The sequence below is a fragment of the Pseudomonas sp. SF2 genome, from assembly GCF_036858055.1.
Classification (GTDB): Bacteria; Pseudomonadota; Gammaproteobacteria; order Pseudomonadales; family Pseudomonadaceae; genus Aquipseudomonas.
The window spans coordinates 102,637-118,730 of the sequence record NZ_JAMBDI010000007.1 but is presented as its reverse complement, the minus strand read 5'-3'; the positions used below and the strand labels follow the sequence as shown (position 1 = coordinate 118,730).

At 64.4% G+C, this 16,094-nt stretch carries 17 protein-coding genes; 6 read left to right on the top strand and 11 right to left on the bottom strand.

Going from position 1 to position 16,094, the window contains the following annotated elements; genetic code table 11:
• Positions 1 to 2: 2 nt before the first annotated feature.
• The 4 genes from M2S36_RS04360 to exbB form a co-directional block, all read right to left on the bottom strand.
• Positions 3 to 929 carry a hydrogen peroxide-inducible genes activator gene (locus tag M2S36_RS04360; RefSeq protein ID WP_087500924.1) on the bottom strand — a complete coding sequence of 309 codons (927 nt, stop codon included), beginning with the start codon at positions 927 to 929 and terminating at the stop codon, positions 3 to 5.
• A 94-nt stretch (positions 930 to 1,023) separates the two neighbouring features.
• Complete coding sequence (locus M2S36_RS04355) at positions 1,024 to 1,755, bottom strand: energy transducer TonB (RefSeq protein WP_085588821.1); 732 nt, start codon at positions 1,753 to 1,755, stop codon at positions 1,024 to 1,026.
• A complete protein-coding gene (gene exbD / locus M2S36_RS04350) occupies positions 1,752 to 2,180 on the bottom strand; it encodes a TonB system transport protein ExbD (protein ID WP_013974803.1) in 429 nt (142 codons plus the stop codon). Before exbD ends, M2S36_RS04355 begins: the two co-directional genes overlap by 4 nt.
• A gap of 3 nt (positions 2,181 to 2,183) precedes the next feature.
• A complete protein-coding gene (exbB, locus tag M2S36_RS04345) occupies positions 2,184 to 3,146 on the bottom strand; it encodes a tonB-system energizer ExbB (RefSeq protein WP_207831328.1) in 963 nt (320 codons plus the stop codon).
• A 190-nt stretch (positions 3,147 to 3,336) separates the two neighbouring features.
• Between exbB and M2S36_RS04340 the strand changes: the two genes are divergently transcribed.
• Positions 3,337 to 4,194 carry an SDR family oxidoreductase gene (locus M2S36_RS04340; protein WP_241106098.1) on the top strand — a complete coding sequence of 286 codons (858 nt, stop codon included), beginning with the start codon at positions 3,337 to 3,339 and terminating at the stop codon, positions 4,192 to 4,194.
• Positions 4,195 to 4,323: 129 nt separating this feature from the next.
• On the opposite strand, the gene M2S36_RS04335 is transcribed toward M2S36_RS04340, so the two are convergent.
• From M2S36_RS04335 to M2S36_RS04315, 5 genes are all read right to left on the bottom strand, one after another.
• Complete coding sequence (locus M2S36_RS04335; RefSeq protein WP_063912237.1) at positions 4,324 to 5,055, bottom strand: hypothetical protein; 732 nt, start codon at positions 5,053 to 5,055, stop codon at positions 4,324 to 4,326.
• Positions 5,056 to 5,114: 59 nt separating this feature from the next.
• Positions 5,115 to 5,495 carry a RidA family protein gene (locus M2S36_RS04330; RefSeq protein WP_009684531.1) on the bottom strand — a complete coding sequence of 127 codons (381 nt, stop codon included), beginning with the start codon at positions 5,493 to 5,495 and terminating at the stop codon, positions 5,115 to 5,117.
• A gap of 23 nt (positions 5,496 to 5,518) precedes the next feature.
• Complete coding sequence (gene spoT, locus M2S36_RS04325) at positions 5,519 to 7,627, bottom strand: bifunctional GTP diphosphokinase/guanosine-3',5'-bis pyrophosphate 3'-pyrophosphohydrolase (protein WP_207831324.1); 2,109 nt, start codon at positions 7,625 to 7,627, stop codon at positions 5,519 to 5,521.
• Positions 7,628 to 7,686: 59 nt separating this feature from the next.
• Entirely contained in the window at positions 7,687 to 7,950 is a 264-nt protein-coding gene (gene rpoZ, locus M2S36_RS04320; protein WP_003253383.1) for a DNA-directed RNA polymerase subunit omega, read from the bottom strand.
• 261 nt (positions 7,951 to 8,211) lie between these two features.
• Complete coding sequence (locus M2S36_RS04315; protein WP_013974798.1) at positions 8,212 to 9,084, bottom strand: LysR family transcriptional regulator; 873 nt, start codon at positions 9,082 to 9,084, stop codon at positions 8,212 to 8,214.
• Positions 9,085 to 9,290: 206 nt separating this feature from the next.
• On the opposite strand from M2S36_RS04315, the gene M2S36_RS04310 reads away from it, so the two are divergent.
• From M2S36_RS04310 to M2S36_RS04300, 3 genes are all read left to right on the top strand, one after another.
• Positions 9,291 to 10,673 (top strand): glutamine synthetase family protein, encoded by a 1,383-nt coding sequence (locus tag M2S36_RS04310; protein WP_015272334.1) that lies wholly within the window; start codon positions 9,291 to 9,293, stop codon positions 10,671 to 10,673.
• A 4-nt stretch (positions 10,674 to 10,677) separates the two neighbouring features.
• A complete protein-coding gene (locus M2S36_RS04305; RefSeq protein ID WP_207831322.1) occupies positions 10,678 to 11,451 on the top strand; it encodes a gamma-glutamyl-gamma-aminobutyrate hydrolase family protein in 774 nt (257 codons plus the stop codon).
• Positions 11,452 to 11,564: 113 nt separating this feature from the next.
• Positions 11,565 to 13,106 (top strand): APC family permease, encoded by a 1,542-nt coding sequence (locus M2S36_RS04300; protein WP_207831321.1) that lies wholly within the window; start codon positions 11,565 to 11,567, stop codon positions 13,104 to 13,106.
• A gap of 123 nt (positions 13,107 to 13,229) precedes the next feature.
• On the opposite strand, the gene gmk is transcribed toward M2S36_RS04300, so the two are convergent.
• Positions 13,230 to 13,850 (bottom strand): guanylate kinase, encoded by a 621-nt coding sequence (gmk, locus tag M2S36_RS04295; RefSeq protein ID WP_207831319.1) that lies wholly within the window; start codon positions 13,848 to 13,850, stop codon positions 13,230 to 13,232.
• A 13-nt stretch (positions 13,851 to 13,863) separates the two neighbouring features.
• Positions 13,864 to 14,727, bottom strand: a complete 864-nt coding sequence (locus M2S36_RS04290) for a YicC/YloC family endoribonuclease (RefSeq protein WP_063912232.1) — start codon at positions 14,725 to 14,727, stop codon at positions 13,864 to 13,866.
• Positions 14,728 to 14,955: 228 nt separating this feature from the next.
• On the opposite strand from M2S36_RS04290, the gene rph reads away from it, so the two are divergent.
• Together rph and M2S36_RS04280 are read left to right on the top strand one after the other, a co-directional pair.
• The gene (rph, locus tag M2S36_RS04285) at positions 14,956 to 15,678 is read left to right on the top strand and encodes a ribonuclease PH (protein WP_013974792.1); all 723 of its coding nucleotides are present in this window, start codon (positions 14,956 to 14,958) and stop codon (positions 15,676 to 15,678) included.
• A 23-nt stretch (positions 15,679 to 15,701) separates the two neighbouring features.
• On the top strand, positions 15,702 to 16,070 hold the full coding sequence (locus M2S36_RS04280) for a DUF4870 domain-containing protein (protein ID WP_003258195.1): 369 nt from the start codon (positions 15,702 to 15,704) through the stop codon (positions 16,068 to 16,070).
• Positions 16,071 to 16,094: the final 24 nt, after the last annotated feature.

The following is a 16,094-nucleotide window of genomic DNA, read 5'->3' as shown; positions in this document are numbered from 1 at the left end:
ACTCAGGCCGGCTGTTCCGCAGGGGCTTTGGCGACCGAGCACAGGCGGATCGAGTCGGCGAGGATCTCGATGGCCTTCGGCCGCGGGAAGCTGGCGCGCCAGGCGATGGCCACGGTGCGGAATGGTGCCGGTGCGGTCAGTGGGCGGACCTCGATGACGCCGGGGGCGTAGTGGTGGCTGTGCACCGCCGACAGCGGCAGGATCGACACGCCAAGGCCCGAGGCCACCATGTGACGGATGGTTTCCAGCGAGCTGGACTCGACCGTGGTGTGCCTGGAGCCTTCACCGCCCTTGTTCAGCGTTGGGCAGGCTTCCAGTACCTGGTCGCGGAAGCAGTGGCCTTCACCGAGCAGCAACAGGCTCTTGTCGTTGAGCATGGCGGTGTCGATGGTCTTTTTCGCCGTCCACGGGTGGTCGGCCGGCATCAGGGCGCAGAATGGCTCGTCGTACAGCGGCAGGGTCAGCACGTCGGCTTCGTTGAACGGCAGGGCGATGATCACTGCGTCCAGTTCGCCGTTGCGCAGCTTTTCGCGCAATACGTGGGTGAAGTTTTCTTCGATGTACAGCGGCATCTGCGGCGCCACACGGTGCAGCTGCGGGATCAGGTGCGGGAACAGGTACGGGCCGACGGTATAGATGGCACCGACCTTGAGCGGGGCGGTCAGCTGGTTCTTGCCGGCCTGGGCCAGTTCGCGAATGCCCTGGGCCTGCTCCAGTACCTTCTGCGCCTGGGCGACGATGCTTTCGCCGACCGGGGTCAGGCGTACCGCGCTCTTGCTGCGCTCGAAAATCAACACGCCAAGCTCATCCTCGAGCTTCTTCACACCGACCGACAGGGTCGGCTGGCTCACATGGCAGCGTTCGGCGGCATGGCCGAAGTGCTGTTCCTGGGCGAGTGTGACGATGTAGCGTAATTCTGTGAGGGTCATAACGTGCGTCCATGAAGTTGCGGGCCCAGCATAGCGGCTGCAATCGATAGACGCACGTTATCAGACTTGCCGATTTGTGACAGAAACAAAAGTCTCAGCGGCGGTCCAGCGAGTAGACGAACGGTGCCACGACTTCGATCGTGCCGTTGTTCAGCAACTCGGGTGGCGGTTTGGGTACCGTACCGGCCCGGCGGATCATTTCCAGGGTCGCCCGGTCCAGGGCGGCACTGCCCGAGCCACCGGCCATGGAATACGACACCACCTTGCCTTCGGCGTCGACCACGAAGCGCAGGCGGTTGATGCCCTGCAGGCCGCGACGGCGCGCGTCTTCCGGGTAGCGCTTGTACTTGGCCAGATGACGCAGCAGGTCGCTCTGCCAGGTCGGCAGGGCGTTGCTGTTGGACGCAATGCTCGGCGCCGGTGCAGCGGACTTCTGCGGTGGCGTGTTGCTGGGCGGTGCGTCTACCGTTTGTTCGGTCGGCGGTGCTTCCTTCGGCGGCTCAGGCTTTTTCTCGGGCTTGGGCGGCTGCGGCTTGGCCTTCGGCTTGGGCGGCTTGGGAATGGCGATCTTGGGTTTGGGGGCCTCGGCCAGCTTCGGCAGCGGCGGTTCCTCGACCGGTGCCGGTGGCTGTGGGGCCGCTTTCGGAGGGGGTGGTGGCGCAGGCTCCGGCAACGGTGCCAGCTCGACCATCATGGCTGCCGGGGGCAGTTCGATGGCCTGGGGCACCGACCAGTTGAGCGTCAGCAGCACGGCGACCACGTGCACACCCAGCACGATCGCCAGGCTGCCACCGTAGCGCGCCATGTTCGAGCGCGTTCTTGTCATTTCTTGGCTGCCGTCTCGAGACCTACCAGACCGACTTTCAGGTAGCCGGCCGCGCGCATGTTGTTCATCACTTCCATCAGGTCACCGTAATCCACGCCTTTGTCAGCCTGGAAGAAGATGGTGGTTTCCTTGTCGCCCTTGGTCTTGGCATCGAGCATCGGGCCAAGCTGGTCGGGGGCAGGGACCTGATCGTCGCCGACGTACAGCTTCTGGTCGGCCTTGACGCTGACGAACACCGGTTTCTCGGGCCTCGGCGCCGGCTTGGCGGTCGAGGCTGGCAGGTCGACCTTGATGTCGACCGTGGCCAGGGGGGCTGCGACCATGAAGATGATCAGCAGCACCAGCATCACGTCGATGAACGGCGTAACGTTGATTTCGTGGTTTTCGGCGAGGTCGTCGCCACCTTCGTTGAGATGCAGGCCCATGGCTTACCCCACTTTCACCATGTGCGGGGCAACACGCTCGCTGCCCTGGTGGTCCAGGTCACGGCTGACCAGCAGCAGCACCTGGGCGGAGGCGTCGGACACCTGGGCCTTGTAGCCGGCGATGGAGCGGGCGAAGACGTTGTAGATGACCACGGCCGGGATCGCGGCGACCAGGCCCAGGGCGGTGGCCAGCAGGGCTTCGGCGATACCCGGGGCAACCACGGCCAGGTTGGTGGTCTGGGTCTTGGCGATGCCGATGAAGCTGTTCATGATGCCCCATACGGTACCGAACAGGCCGACGAACGGCGCAGTGGAGCCGATGGTGGCGAGTACGCCGGTGCCGCTGCTCATGGTACGGCCGCTGGCGTGTACCAGGCGCTCCAGGCGGAAGCTGACGCGCTCCTTGATGCCTTCTTTTTCGCGGGCGTTGGCCGACAGGCGCATCTCTTCGAGGGCGTCGTGGACCAGGGTGTGGGCCAGGGTGCCTTCCTTGTTGGAAACGTCGCTGGCTTCCTTGAGGCTGGCGGATTTCTTCAGCAGGGCGATTTCACCACGCAGGCGGCGCTTGGCGCCCATCAGCTCGAAGCCTTTGGCGATCCAGATGGTCCAGGTGATGATGGAGGCGATGGCCAGGCCGATCATGACTGCCTTCACCACCACGTCGGCGTTCTTGTACATGCCCCATGGGGACAGGTCGTGAGCCATGCCCAGCGAGGTGTCTTCAACCAGGGCTTCGACGCTCGGGTCTACTGCGACCGGGGCATCAGCCGGGGTGGCGGCAACTGCGCCGGCAGCCGGCGCTGCGGCTGGAGCAGCTGGAGCAGTAGCGGCAGCCGGGGTGGCGGCATTGGCGGTTGGCTCATCGGCCATGGCCACCGGGGCCAGCACCAGGCTGAGCGTCAGCGCGGCGATGGCGCGCCAGGCGCGCGACGGGGTTGGCGAAGCGGAAGGTTGAGTACGTGTCATGCTGGCCGGACCTGATGAAGAATAGAGTGAACGTTCTCCAAGGCCTCGAGGTAGGCCGAGAACAATTTGGCGGCCATTATTGCAAGTAATTCTTGTTAACAAAAGTAATCTTGTTGCTTTTTTCGCCTATGGTCTAGCTATCCATCGTGTAGCGTGGGCGGGCTGATCAATTGGTCCAGGGAGTTTAGAGATGTCAGGCCTTTCCGTGATGGTGGTGGGTTGTGGTGATGTAGGCGGGCGTCTTGCCCGGCAAATGCTTGCGCGCGGTTGGCAGGTGTGCGGCCTGCGTCGCTCGATCGGGCAGTTGCCTGCGGGTGTCGTGCCGGTGGCTGCAGACCTGTCCGAGCCCTCCATTCCCGCCGCCTGGCCGCAGCGTGCACCGGACTACCTGGTGTACTGCGTGGCGGCCAGCCAGCACGACGAGGCGGGTTACCAGGCGGCGTATGTTGATGGTTTGCGCCATGTGCTGGCCTGGCTGGCCGAGCGCGGCCAACGCCCACGGCGCCTGCTGTTCGTGTCCAGCAGCAGCGTGTATGCACAGAAGGACGGCGAGTGGATCGAGGAGGGCGCGGCCACCGAGCCTGAAGGCTATTCCGGGCGGTTGATGCTGGAGGCTGAGCGGCTGGCACTGGCCAGTGGCATCCCGGCTAGCGTGGTGCGCCTGACCGGAATCTATGGCCCCGGCCGCGAGTGGCTGCTCAGTCAGGTGCGCCAGGGCTACCGCGTGGCCGAGGAGCCTCCGCTGTATGGCAACCGTATTCATGCCGAGGACGCCGCCAGCCTGTTGGCGTTCCTGTTGCAGGCCGATGCCGATGGCAAGGTGCTGGATGACTGCTACATCGGCGTCGACGACGACCCGGCGCCGCTGGCCGACGTGGTGGCCTGGCTGCGGGCGTACATGGGGGTGACCGAGTGGTCGGATGAGCAGCGGGTGCGGCGTACCGGCAGCAAGCGCTGCAGCAATGCCCGGGCAAGGGCGTTGGGCTGGGCGCCGGTGTATCCCAGTTACAAGGAAGGCTATGCCGCAATCCTGGAAGGCGTGCGCTGAGTCTACCGGCCTCTTCGCGGGTAAACCCGCTCCCACAGGTGCACCGCTGGTTTCAAGCCTGGCGGTGTACCTGTGGGAGCGGGTTTACCCGCGAAGAGGCCAGTGTGTTCGGCCGCTATTCAGCAGGTCTCAGCTGCGCTCCAGCACCCATTGGCGCTTGCCTGCTGCCAGTTCCGGCATTTCATCCGGCTGCGCACGGTTCACCGCCTGGAAGATCTCCAGCTTGTCGCCATCGCGCTTGATGATGAATGGCGCACCACGCTGGTTGCGCTCCAGCCACAGGCTGTCATTGCTGCCACCCATGGTCGCGCAATCACCCGCCAGGCACAGGGCGAAACGGTCTGGCCCCGGCAGACCGGTGACGTTGCCGGTGTCGCTGAAGCGCACGGTGGCACCTTTGCCCTGGCCTTCGACGACCTTCCAGTCGCCGCCCAGATAGGCCTGGTACAGCGCCTTCTCGAAGCTGCTGCCCAGTGGTGCGTTGGCCGCCGCCGGCGCTTTGGCGCGCACGAAGGTCTGCTTGCTGCCGCTTTGGTCGACAGCCTGCAGTTCGTCGCCATCGAGCGACAGTTGCTCGGTCTGGCCGCCCTGGAAGCTGGCCTGCCATTGCTTGTCGGTGGCGCTCAGCTGGCCGTCGGCCGCTTCGAAACCATTGCTGTAGCTGGCCTGCTGGCTGGCGACGTCGAGCTTCCACTCGAACACCGGGCCGTGCTCATTGAGCGCCTGGCGCAGGCTGCCGCCCTTGACGGCCGCAGTGATGGCGTCCTGGTTGATCCAGGTGCCGTTGAAATCTTCGGGTTTGTGGCTGGCGCAGCCGCCCAGAAGCAGGGCTGCCAGCGCGAAGGGCAGTGCTTGACGCATGACGGGGTAACCTTGCAGAGAAGGGAAGGTGACGGGCAGGGCGCCCGTCACCGGGGGCATCATTCGATGACCAGGATGGCGTCCATTTCGACCTGGGCGCCTTTCGGCAGCGCGGCAACGCCGATGGCGGCGCGGGCCGGGTACGGCTGCTCGAAGTAGCGGCCCATCACCTCGTTGACCTTGGCGAAGTGGCTCAGGTCGGTAAGGAAGATGTTCAGCTTGACGATGTCCTTGAACGAACCGCCAGCGGCTTCAGCCACGGCCTTGAGGTTTTCGAACACCTGTACGGTCTGGGCTTCGAAGCCTTCGACCAGCTCCATGGTCTTTGGGTCCAGCGGGATCTGGCCCGACATGTACACGGTGTTGCCGGCCTTGATCGCCTGCGAGTAGGTGCCGATGGCGGCAGGGGCCTTGTCGCTGTTGATGACGGTCTTGCTCATGATGACTCCTTGCAGTTGGCGGACTACGTACGCATGCGGGTGATGCGGACCACACCGGTCAGGGTACGCAGCTTCTTGATCACACGCGCCAGGTGCACGCGGTCGTGCACGCTGACCACCAGTTGGACCACGCTGATACGGCCGTCGCGTTCGTCCATGCTGATCTTCTCGATGTTGCCGTCGGCGGCGTTGACACTGCTGGCCAGCAGGGCAATCAGGCCGCGCTGGTGCTCCAGTTCGACACGCAACTCGACATTGAATTCACCGGTGATGTCCTTGGCCCAGGAGAGCTGCACGCACTTCTCCGGGTTGTGGCGGATTTCACTGATGTTGCGGCAGTTTTCCAGGTGCACGACCATGCCCTTGCCGGCTGACAGGTGGCCGACGATCGGGTCACCCGGGATCGGCGTGCAGCACTTGGCGTAGCTCAGCACCAGGCCTTCGGTACCGCGGATCGCCAGCGGGCCTTCCGGTGCCGGCAACTGCTCGCCTTCGGCCGACAGCAGGCGGCGCGCGACCACGTAGGCCATGCGGTTGCCCAGGCCGATGTCTTCGAGCAGGTCTTCGATCAGCTCCAGGCGGTACTCGGCGAGAATCGCCTGGATACGTTCCTGGGGGATTCTCTCCAGGCTGCTGTCGAAGCCGGTGAGTACCTTGTTCAGCAGGCGTTCGCCCAGGCTGATGGATTCGGAGCGCCGCTGCTGCTTGAGCGCGTGGCGGATGTGCGTGCGCGCCTTGCCGGTAACCACGAAGTTGAGCCAGGCCGGATTCGGCCGTGCGCCCGGGGCGCTGACGATTTCCACCGTGGAGCCGCTTTGCAGCGGTTCGGACAGCGGCGCCAGGCGGCGGTTGATGCGGCAGGCGATGCAGCTGTTGCCGACGTCGGTGTGCACCGCGTAGGCGAAGTCGACGGCCGTGGAGCCTTTGGGCAGCTCCATGATGCGGCCTTTGGGCGTGAACACGTAGACCTCGTCCGGGAACAGGTCGATCTTCACGCTCTCGATGAATTCCAGCGAGTTGCCGGCACGTTGCTGCAGTTCGAGGATGCCCTTGACCCACTGGCGGGCACGGGCGTGGCTGCCCTTGGGCTGCTCGTCGTCGTTGGACTTGTACAGCCAGTGCGCAGCGATGCCGTTGTTGGCCATCTCTTCCATCTCGCGGGTGCGGATCTGGATTTCGATGGGCACGCCGTGCATGCCGAACAGCGTGGTGTGCAACGACTGATAGCCGTTGGCCTTGGGGATCGCGATGTAATCCTTGAAGCGACCGGGCAGCGGCTTGTACAGGTTGTGCACGGCACCGAGCACGCGGTAGCAGGTGTCGACCTTGTCGACGACGATGCGGAAGGCGTACACGTCCATGATCTCGTTGAAGGCGCGGCGCTTGCCACGCATCTTCTTGTAGATGCCATAGAGGTGCTTCTGCCGGCCGCTGACCTCGCCCTCGATGCCGTCGGCGGCCAGGCAGTTGGCCAGCGAGTGCTCGATCTTGGCGACGATCTCTTTGCGGTTGCCGCGTGCGCTTTTCACTGCCCGGTGGATCAGTGACGAGCGCATCGGGTGCATGGCCTTGAAGCCGAGGTCCTCGAACTCCACGCGCACGGTGTGCATGCCCAGGCGGTTGGCGATGGGGGCGTAGATCTCGAGGGTTTCCTTGGCGATGCGCCGGCGTTTTTCGCCGGACAGCACCTCCAGGGTGCGCATGTTGTGCAGGCGGTCGGCCAGCTTGACCAGGATCACGCGGATATCGCGGGCCATGGCCATGGCCATTTTCTGGAAGTTCTCGGCTTGCGCCTCGGCCTTGGTCTCGAAGTTCATCTGGGTCAGCTTGCTGACCCCATCGACCAGTTCGGCCACGGTCTCGCCAAACTGCTGGCTGAGGGCTTCCTTGGCGATGCCGGTGTCTTCGATCACGTCGTGCAGCATGGCCGCCATCAGGCTCTGATGGTCCATGTGCATGTCGGCGAGGATGCTGGCCACGGCCAGCGGGTGGGTCACGTAGGGCTCGCCACTGCGGCGGCGCTGCCCATCGTGGGCCTGTTCGGCGTAGAAATAGGCGCGCCGGACCAGGTTGACCTGTTCCGGGCCAAGATAGGTCGACAGCCGTTCGGCCAAGGCTTCTATACCCGGCATGGGTTCACCTCCTGCCGAGGAAGGGGGCCTTGCGCCGTGCGACTTCGACCTGGCATCAATCAGACAGCCTCGTTGTTCTCGTCCTCGAACGCGGCGAACACCGGATCCTCGGTGACGATCTCTTCAGCGGCGATGAACTCGTTGGTGACGATGCCTTCGGCGATTTCACGCAGGGCAACAACGGTCGGCTTGTCGTTTTCCCACGCAACGCGTGGCTCTTTGCCGCCGGTCGCCAGCTGGCGAGCGCGCTTGGTCGAGAGCATGACCAGCTCAAAGCGGTTATCCACGTGTTCCAGGCAGTCTTCAACAGTTACGCGGGCCATGGTCTTCCTCAGTAGCAATTGCGGTGGGCGTGCAGCCCAATAGTGGGCAGGCGGACTCGATAGTTTAAAAAATCACCAGCCAATAGGGAAGCGCTGTTTTGTCGGGTGGCTACCTTCAAGCCCTGTATTGCCTTCTTCGCGGCTAAAGCCGCTCCCACAGGGACCGCATTGTTCTCAGGTTCATCACCGCACCCTGTGGGTGCGGCTTCAGCCGTGAAAGGGCCGGAACAGACACCCTATCACTTGAGCCTGACGATAACCTCAGAGCATCGCGTCACGCAACCGCGGGGTCAGCTCCTCGAACAGGGTCTGCACCGAGCGCAACGCCCGGCAATCGGGCCGGGTCAGCAGCCACAGCTGGGTGTCGCAACCCGGCAGCGGCCCGCTCAGCGCATCCACCCCGGGCAGCGCGTGCACCATGTAGTCCGGCAACGCCGCCACGCCGAGCCCGGCCGTGACCAGCTGGGCGATGGTCGACATGCCGCTGCACTGGTAGCGCGGGCTCAACCCCGGGTGCTGCTGGTTGCGCCAGACCACCGTGGGGTGGTCCTGCATCGAGTCGTCGGGGGCGATCCACGGCACGCTGGCAGGTGACTCGGCCAGGCGCTCGCGCCACTGCGGTTGGCCGCAGACCACGTAGGAGGTGGACCCCAGGTTGCGGCCCACCAGGTGCTCCGGCGGCGTGTTGGTCAGGCGCAGGGCAATGTCGGCATCGCGCCGGCTGAGGTTGGCGAAGGTGTTGGAGGTGCCCATTTCCAGCGACAGGGCCGGGTAGTTGGGCATGAACTCGGCCAGCGCCGGCAGCAGCAGGCTGTGCATCACCGCCTCGGTACAGGTCAGCCGCACCGTGCCGCTGACCACCTGCTCGCCACTGGTCATGGCGATGCGCGCCGCCTCCAGCGCCTGCTCGGCGCGTTCGGCCTGCTCGGCCAGGGCCTGGGCGGTGTCGGTCGGCAGGTAGCCCTTGCGGCTCTTGACGAACAAGGCGGTGCCCAGCGCCGACTCCAGCCGGCGGATCGAGCGGAACACCGTCGACACATCGACCTTGAGCAACTCGGCAGCCTTGGCCAGCGAGCGGCCACGTTCCAGGGCCAGGACCAGGGAAAGGTCGGCATGGGTAATCTGATATTGCATTGGTGCACGCTCTGCTTGCCGAATTGCCAATGTCTGTTGCGTTTTGGCCATTTTATAGTGGAACGGCCCCCGGGAATCAATGCGCCCGGTCGGGTAACCAGTCCCCACGATGGGAAAGTGAAAAGAACAACAGCTGCAACCATCGTCGCCCGTGAGGCGCCAGCCGTATCCCCACATCGCCGCAGCAAATCAAAGGATGTACAGCCATGACGTCGGTAACCCCGTGCGCCAGTTCTTCCAGCGAGATGAATGACTTCCTCCAGGCCCATCCGGACACGCAGTACGTCGACCTGCTGATCTCCGACATGAACGGCGTGGTACGTGGCAAGCGCATCGAGCGGGCCAGCCTGCACAAGGTGTACGAGAAGGGCATCAACCTGCCGGCATCGCTGTTCGCCCTGGACATCAACGGTTCTACCGTCGAGAGCACCGGCCTTGGCCTGGACATCGGCGATGCCGACCGCATCTGCTTCCCGATCCCTGGCACGCTGTCGGACGAGCCGTGGCAGAAGCGCCCCACCGCCCAGCTGCTGATGACCATGCACGAGCTGGATGGCCAGCCGTTCTTCGCCGACCCGCGCGAAGTGCTGCGCCAGGTGGTGAGCAAGTTCGACGACCTGGGCCTGGATATCTGCGCCGCGTTCGAGCTGGAGTTCTACCTGATCGACCAGGACAACCTCAACGGTCGCCCGCAGCCGCCGCGCTCGCCGATTTCCGGCAAGCGCCCGCAGTCGACCCAGGTGTATTTGATCGACGACCTCGACGAATATGCCGACTGCCTGCAGGACATGCTCGAAGCGGCCAAGGAGCAGGGCCTTCCCGCCGACGCCATCGTCAAGGAAAGCGCCCCGGCACAGTTCGAGGTCAACCTGCACCATGTGGCCGACCCGCTGAAGGCCTGCGACTACGCGATCCTGCTCAAGCGCCTGATCAAGAACGTCGCCTACGACCATGAAATGGACACCACCTTCATGGCCAAGCCCTACCCGGGCCAGGCAGGCAACGGCCTGCACGTGCACATTTCCTTGCTGGACAAGAAAACCGGCAAGAACATCTTCGCCAGTGACGACCCGCTGCAAAGCGACGCGCTGCGCCACGCCATCGGTGGCGTGCTGGAAACCATGCCGGCGTCGATGGCCTTCCTCTGCCCGAACATCAACTCCTACCGCCGCTTCGGTGCGCAGTTCTACGTGCCCAATGCGCCAAGCTGGGGCCTGGACAACCGCACCGTGGCCGTGCGCGTGCCCACTGACAGCAGCGACAACGTGCGCCTCGAGCACCGCGTGGCCGGTGCCGACGCCAACCCGTACCTGATGCTCGCGGCGATCCTCGCTGGCGTTCACCACGGCCTGACCAACCAGGTCGAGCCCCAGGCGCCGATCGAAGGCAACTCCTACGAACAGCTGGAGCAGAGCCTGCCGAACAACCTGCGCGATGCCCTGCGCGCGCTGGACGACAGCGAAGTCCTCAACCAATACATCAGCCCGGACTACATCGATATCTTCGTGGCCTGCAAGGAAAGCGAACTGGCCGAGTTCGAAGTGTCGATTTCCGACCTCGAGTACAACTGGTACCTGCACACGGTGTAAGCCCATGAGCGCAAATGCGGTCCCCTTGATCGGTGTCAGCGCCTGCCGCCAGCAGGTGGGGAAGAACTCGTCGCACACGGTAGGCGACAAGTATGTCGAGGCGGCCGGCTTTGCCGGCTTGCCACTGATCTTGCCGGCCCGTGACGGGGGCAGCGACACGCAGGCGCTGCTGGCCCGCCTGCACGGCATTGTTTTTACCGGCTCACCTTCAAATATCGAACCGCATCATTACAATGGCGCCCCCAGCGCGGCAGGTACCCGGCACGATCTGGCGCGCGATCGCCTGACCCTGCCGCTGCTGCAGGCGGCCATTGCCGCCGGCGTGCCGGTGTTCTGTATCTGCCGTGGCTACCAGGAACTGAACGTGGCCCTGGGCGGCAGCCTGCACCAGCGCGTGCAGGAACTGCCCGGCTACCTTGACCACCGTGAACCTGAGGACGCACCCCTGGAGGTGCAATACGGCCCTCGTCACCCTGTCGGCATCGAGCCTGGCGGGATGTTCGAGCGCCTGGGCCTGGCGGCGCAGTTCGAGGTCAACTCGCTGCACAGCCAGGGCATCGACCGCCTGGCCCCGGGCCTGCGCGTCGAGGCACGGGCCCCGGATGGCCTGATCGAAGCGGTGTCCATGCCTGCGGCGCCGGGCTTTGTGCTCGGCGTGCAGTGGCACCCGGAGTGGCGATTTACCGAAAACCCGGTCTCGCTGCGCCTGTTCCAGGCGTTTCGCGAGGCCTGCATTGCCTACGCAGCACGGGAGGGCGCACGGCAGGAGGCATTCTGACGTCACCCGAAGGTCTCGGATGACTTGTTCCCGGCAGCAAGCTTTCAATGAGTGAAAGCGGGCCTTGTACGCAAGGCCTGTGAAAACAATTCCAAAATCTACGGCAAATACTCATGAGCAATTACACAGAAGCCGGCCGCCCACCCGACGTGGCGGCCGACGCGGGCAATACCCAGCGCAGCAAGGGCCTGGCCACGGGCCGGCTGGGCTTGCTGGCCAGCGTGGTGCTGGGCATTTCCACCATCGCCCCGGTCTACACCCTGACCGGCGCCCTTGGTCCGACCGTGCGTGAAGTGGGTGCGCACCTGCCTGCCGTGTTCATTGTCGGCTTCCTGCCGATGCTGCTGGTGGCCTTGGGCTACCGCGAACTGAACTCGGCGGAGCCGGACAGCGGTACTTCGTTTACCTGGTCGGCGCGTGCCTTCGGCCCGATGATCGGCTGGATCGGCGGCTGGGGCCTGGTTGTCGCCACCACCATCGTGTTGTCGAACCTGGCAGGGGTGGCGGTCGATTTCTTCTATCTGTTCCTTGGCCAGATCACCGGCAAGCATGAGCTGGCGGCATTGGCCGACAACCTGCTCATCAACATAACCACCTGTTGCGTGTTCATTGCCATGGCGGTGTGGATCTGCTGCCGCGGCATGACCACCACCATGACCGTGCAGTACGGCCTGGTGGCCCTGCAGTTGCTGGTGCTGATCGGCTTCGCCTTTGCCGCTTTCGGCGAAACCACCGCGCCGCCACCGCTGGAGTTCGATTTCGCCTGGTTCAACCCGTTCGGCGTCGAGTCGTTCTCGGCTTTTGCCGCCGGGCTGTCGCTGTCGATCTTCATCTTCTGGGGCTGGGACACGTGCCTGACCGTCAGCGAAGAGTCGGTGGGCAGTGAAGAGGTGCCGGGCAAGGCCGCCACCTGGACCGTGATGTTGATTCTCGGCCTGTACCTGTTTACCGCCATCGCCACCCTGCAGTTTGCCGGTATCAGTGAAACTGGCCTGGGCCTGAACAACCCGCGCATCCAGGAAAACGTGTTTGCCCACCTGGCCGGCCCGGTCATGGGGCCGCTGGCGATCCTGATGTCCATCGCCGTGCTGGCCAGCACGGCGGCTTCGCTGCAGTCGACCTTCGTGGCGCCGGCGCGCACCCTGTTGGCCATGGGTTACTACGGCGCAGTGCCGCAAAAGTTCGCCAGCGTCTGCCCGCGTTCGCAAACCCCGCGCTACGCCACCATCTGCGCCGGCCTGGCCGCAGGCCTGTTCTACGTGACCATGCGTACCCTGAGCGAGAACGTGCTGGCCGATACCATTACCGCACTGGGCATGATGATCTGCTTCTACTATTCGCTGACCGCGTTCGCCTGCGTCTGGTATTTCCGCCACAGCCTGTTCGACAGCCTGCGCCACTTCATCATGCGCGGCCTGTGCCCGCTGGTGGGTGGGGTGATCTTGTCGGTGATCTTTGCGCGTACCGCCATCGATAGCGCCTCGCCGGACTTCGGCAGTGGCTCGCATGTGGGCGGGCTGGGGCTGGTGTTCGTGATTGCCGCGATCATCTCGGTGCTCGGCATCGCGCTGATGATGCTGTCGCGCATGCGCGCGCCGGCGTACTTCCTGGGGGCTACCCTGCGTCAGCAGGCTACCTTGCCACTGCAGGAATAAAGCTGGGGGCGCTTTGTGCCCCTATCGCGACACAAGGCCGCTCCCACAAAAGCACGGCGTACGCCATCAGATGTGGGAGCGGCCTTGTGTCGCGAAAGGGCCTCGAAGAGGCCCAGGCAATCTTTAGCCGATCATTTGCTTCAGCAACGCCGCATGACGCTGCTGCTGCTTCTTCAACACCAGGCGATTCGAGCGGAACACCGCTTTCAAATCCTCCAGCGCCACGTCGAAATCATCGTTGATGATCACGTAGTCATACTCGTCGTAGTGCACCATCTCGCTGACGGCTTCCTTCATGCGCCCGGCGATGATCTCTTCGCTGTCCTGCCCGCGGCCGTCCAGGCGCTGGCGCAGTGCCTGCTGGCTTGGCGGCAGGATGAACACCGACAACGCCTGCGGCATCAGCTTGCGCACTTGCTGCGCGCCCTGCCAGTCGATTTCCAGGATCAGGTCGTAACCCTGGTCCAGGGTCTGCTGCAGCGCGCTGCGCGAGGTGCCGTAGAAGTTGCCGAACACCTCGGCATGCTCCAGGAAGTCGCCTTGGGCGATCAGCGCCTTGAATTCCTCGTGGACGACGAAGTGGTAGTTCACCCCGTGCTGCTCGCCCGGGCGCATGGCGCGGGTGGTGTGCGAGACCGAGACGCGGATTTGCTGGTCGTCCTTGGTCAGGGCGGTGACCAGGCTGGTCTTGCCGGCGCCCGAAGGAGCCGAAACGATGTAGAGGGTGCCGCTGCTATGGTTCATGGTCGGGGTGGCCTTACTCGATGTTCTGTACTTGTTCACGCATCTGTTCGATCAATACCTTCAGGTTGACCGCCGCTTGCGTGCTGCGTGGGTCGAAGGCCTTGGAGCCGAGGGTGTTGGCCTCGCGGTTGAGTTCCTGCATCAGGAAGTCCAGGCGCCGGCCGGCGGCACCGCCACCCTTGAGCACTCGGCGCACTTCGGTGACGTGGGTGCTGAGACGGTCGAGTTCCTCGGCCACGTCGCTCTTCTGGGCCAGCAGCACCATCTCCTGCTCCAGGCGTTGCGGGTCGAGTTCGGCCTGCATGTCGCCGAAGCGGTCGAGGATCTTCTGCCGCTGCGCCGCCAGCATCTGCGGCACCAGGGCGCGCAGGGTGGTGACTTCGCTGGCCATGTTGTCCAGGCGCTCGTTGATCAGCCGGGCCAGTTCCTGGCCTTCACGCTGGCGCCCGGCCTTGAGCTCGGCCAGCGCTTCATCGAACAGCGCCATGGCTTCGCTGTTCAGTGCCTGCGGGTCGCTGGCGTCGGCTACCAGCACGCCAGGCCAGGACAGCACCTCCAGCGGGTTCAGGGGGGCCGGCTGCTTGATCAGGCCGGCCACTTCCTCGGCGGCGGCAACCAGCTGTGCGGCGCGCTCGCGGTCCACCTTCAGTGGTTTGCCGTTGCTGTCTTCGTTGAGGCGCAAGGTGCATTCCACCTTGCCCCGCGACAGGCCCTGGCGCAGGCCTTCACGCACGGCGCCTTCGAGGTCGCGCAGGGCCTCGGGCAGGCGCAGGTGCGGTTCCAGGTAACGGTGGTTGACCGAGCGCAGCTCCCAGACCAGGGTGCCTTGGCTGCCGGCGCGCTCGACACGAGCAAAAGCGGTCATGCTGTGCACCATGGGGAGTACCTCGCGTAGATGAATGAACGGTGGGAGCCTCTCGGCTGCAAGGCGCAGGATTGTAGCGCAGTGGGGCCTTGGCGCCCAATCCACCCATGTTACCGACGGGTGGCCTGGCCGGTAGGAAAAGGCGACGGGCAGTGCCGGGCGCGACAATAGGCATGTCTTCCCCGGGCTGCGGGCTCTATAATGCTCGGCAGATTCAAAGTCCCAGTACAGGTATCCCAGATGAAACGTCCAAGTGGTCGCGCCGCCGATCAGCTCCGCTCGATCCGCATCACCCGCAACTACACCAAGCACGCCGAAGGGTCGGTACTGGTCGAGTTCGGTGACACCAAGGTCATCTGCACGGTCAGCGTGGAAAACGGTGTGCCACGCTTCCTCAAAGGCCAGGGCCAAGGCTGGCTGACCGCCGAATACGGCATGCTGCCGCGCTCCACCGGCGAGCGTAACCAACGTGAAGCCAGCCGTGGCAAGCAGGGTGGGCGCACCCTGGAAATCCAGCGCCTGATCGGCCGTTCGCTGCGCGCCGCGCTGGACATGAGCAAGCTCGGTGACATCACTCTGTACGTCGACTGCGACGTGATCCAGGCCGATGGTGGCACCCGCACTGCGTCCATCACCGGTGCCATGGTCGCCCTGTGCGACGCCCTGGCGGTGATCAAGAAGCGCGGTGGCCTGAAGGCCGGCAACCCGCTCAAGCACATGATCGCCGCCGTGTCGGTGGGCATGTACCAGGGCGAAGCGGTGCTCGACCTGGACTACCTGGAAGACTCCGCCGCCGAAACCGACCTGAACGTGGTCATGACCAGCGCCGGTGGTTTCATCGAAGTGCAGGGTACTGCCGAGGGCGCGCCGTTCCAGCCTGAAGACTTCAACGCCATGCTCGCCCTGGCACAGAAGGGCATGAGCGAGATCTTCGAACTGCAGCAGGCGGCACTGGCCGACTGAACCCAGCCAGGGAGGTGCGGGGCATGAGCGAATCGAACCTGTCGATCACCCCGCCCAATGCCGAAATCCGGCAATGGGCGATGTTCTGCCACCTCTCCGCGCTGCTGGGCCTGGTGGTGCCGCTCGGGCACCTGCTGGGCCCGCTGGTGCTGTGGCACCTCAAGCGCGAGCAAGACCCTTTCATCGACGCCCAGGGCAAAGAGGCGCTGAACTTTCAGATCAGCGTGACCATTGCCGGGTTCATCTGCTTCCTGCTGATGTTCGTGTTCATCGGGCTGGTGCTGTTCGCCATGCTGATGGTCGCGGTGATGATCCTGATCATCATTGCGGCGGTGCGGGCGAATGAGGGCAAGCCTTATCGCTACCCGATGATCTGGCGACCGATCAAATAGCAATTGGGGCCGCAGAGCGGCCCC

Excerpts from the sequence above, each read along its gene's own strand:
- M2S36_RS04280 (WP_003258195.1), top strand. The coding sequence starts at position 15,702 with ATGAGCGAATCGAACCTGTCGATCACCCCGCCCAATGCCGAAATCCGG.
- M2S36_RS04355 (WP_085588821.1), bottom strand. The coding sequence starts at position 1,755 with ATGACAAGAACGCGCTCGAACATGGCGCGCTACGGTGGCAGCCTGGCG.
- M2S36_RS04310 (WP_015272334.1), top strand. The coding sequence starts at position 9,291 with ATGACGTCGGTAACCCCGTGCGCCAGTTCTTCCAGCGAGATGAATGAC.
- M2S36_RS04330 (WP_009684531.1), bottom strand. The coding sequence starts at position 5,495 with ATGAGCAAGACCGTCATCAACAGCGACAAGGCCCCTGCCGCCATCGGC.
- exbD (WP_013974803.1), bottom strand. The coding sequence starts at position 2,180 with ATGGGCCTGCATCTCAACGAAGGTGGCGACGACCTCGCCGAAAACCAC.
- spoT (WP_207831324.1), bottom strand. The coding sequence starts at position 7,627 with ATGCCGGGTATAGAAGCCTTGGCCGAACGGCTGTCGACCTATCTTGGC.
- rpoZ (WP_003253383.1), bottom strand. The coding sequence starts at position 7,950 with ATGGCCCGCGTAACTGTTGAAGACTGCCTGGAACACGTGGATAACCGC.
- M2S36_RS04290 (WP_063912232.1), bottom strand. The coding sequence starts at position 14,727 with ATGGTGCACAGCATGACCGCTTTTGCTCGTGTCGAGCGCGCCGGCAGC.
- M2S36_RS04305 (WP_207831322.1), top strand. The coding sequence starts at position 10,678 with ATGAGCGCAAATGCGGTCCCCTTGATCGGTGTCAGCGCCTGCCGCCAG.
- rph (WP_013974792.1), top strand. The coding sequence starts at position 14,956 with ATGAAACGTCCAAGTGGTCGCGCCGCCGATCAGCTCCGCTCGATCCGC.
- M2S36_RS04315 (WP_013974798.1), bottom strand. The coding sequence starts at position 9,084 with ATGCAATATCAGATTACCCATGCCGACCTTTCCCTGGTCCTGGCCCTG.
- M2S36_RS04335 (WP_063912237.1), bottom strand. The coding sequence starts at position 5,055 with ATGCGTCAAGCACTGCCCTTCGCGCTGGCAGCCCTGCTTCTGGGCGGC.
- M2S36_RS04340 (WP_241106098.1), top strand. The coding sequence starts at position 3,337 with ATGTCAGGCCTTTCCGTGATGGTGGTGGGTTGTGGTGATGTAGGCGGG.
- gmk (WP_207831319.1), bottom strand. The coding sequence starts at position 13,850 with ATGAACCATAGCAGCGGCACCCTCTACATCGTTTCGGCTCCTTCGGGC.
- M2S36_RS04360 (WP_087500924.1), bottom strand. The coding sequence starts at position 929 with ATGACCCTCACAGAATTACGCTACATCGTCACACTCGCCCAGGAACAG.
- exbB (WP_207831328.1), bottom strand. The coding sequence starts at position 3,146 with ATGACACGTACTCAACCTTCCGCTTCGCCAACCCCGTCGCGCGCCTGG.
- M2S36_RS04300 (WP_207831321.1), top strand. The coding sequence starts at position 11,565 with ATGAGCAATTACACAGAAGCCGGCCGCCCACCCGACGTGGCGGCCGAC.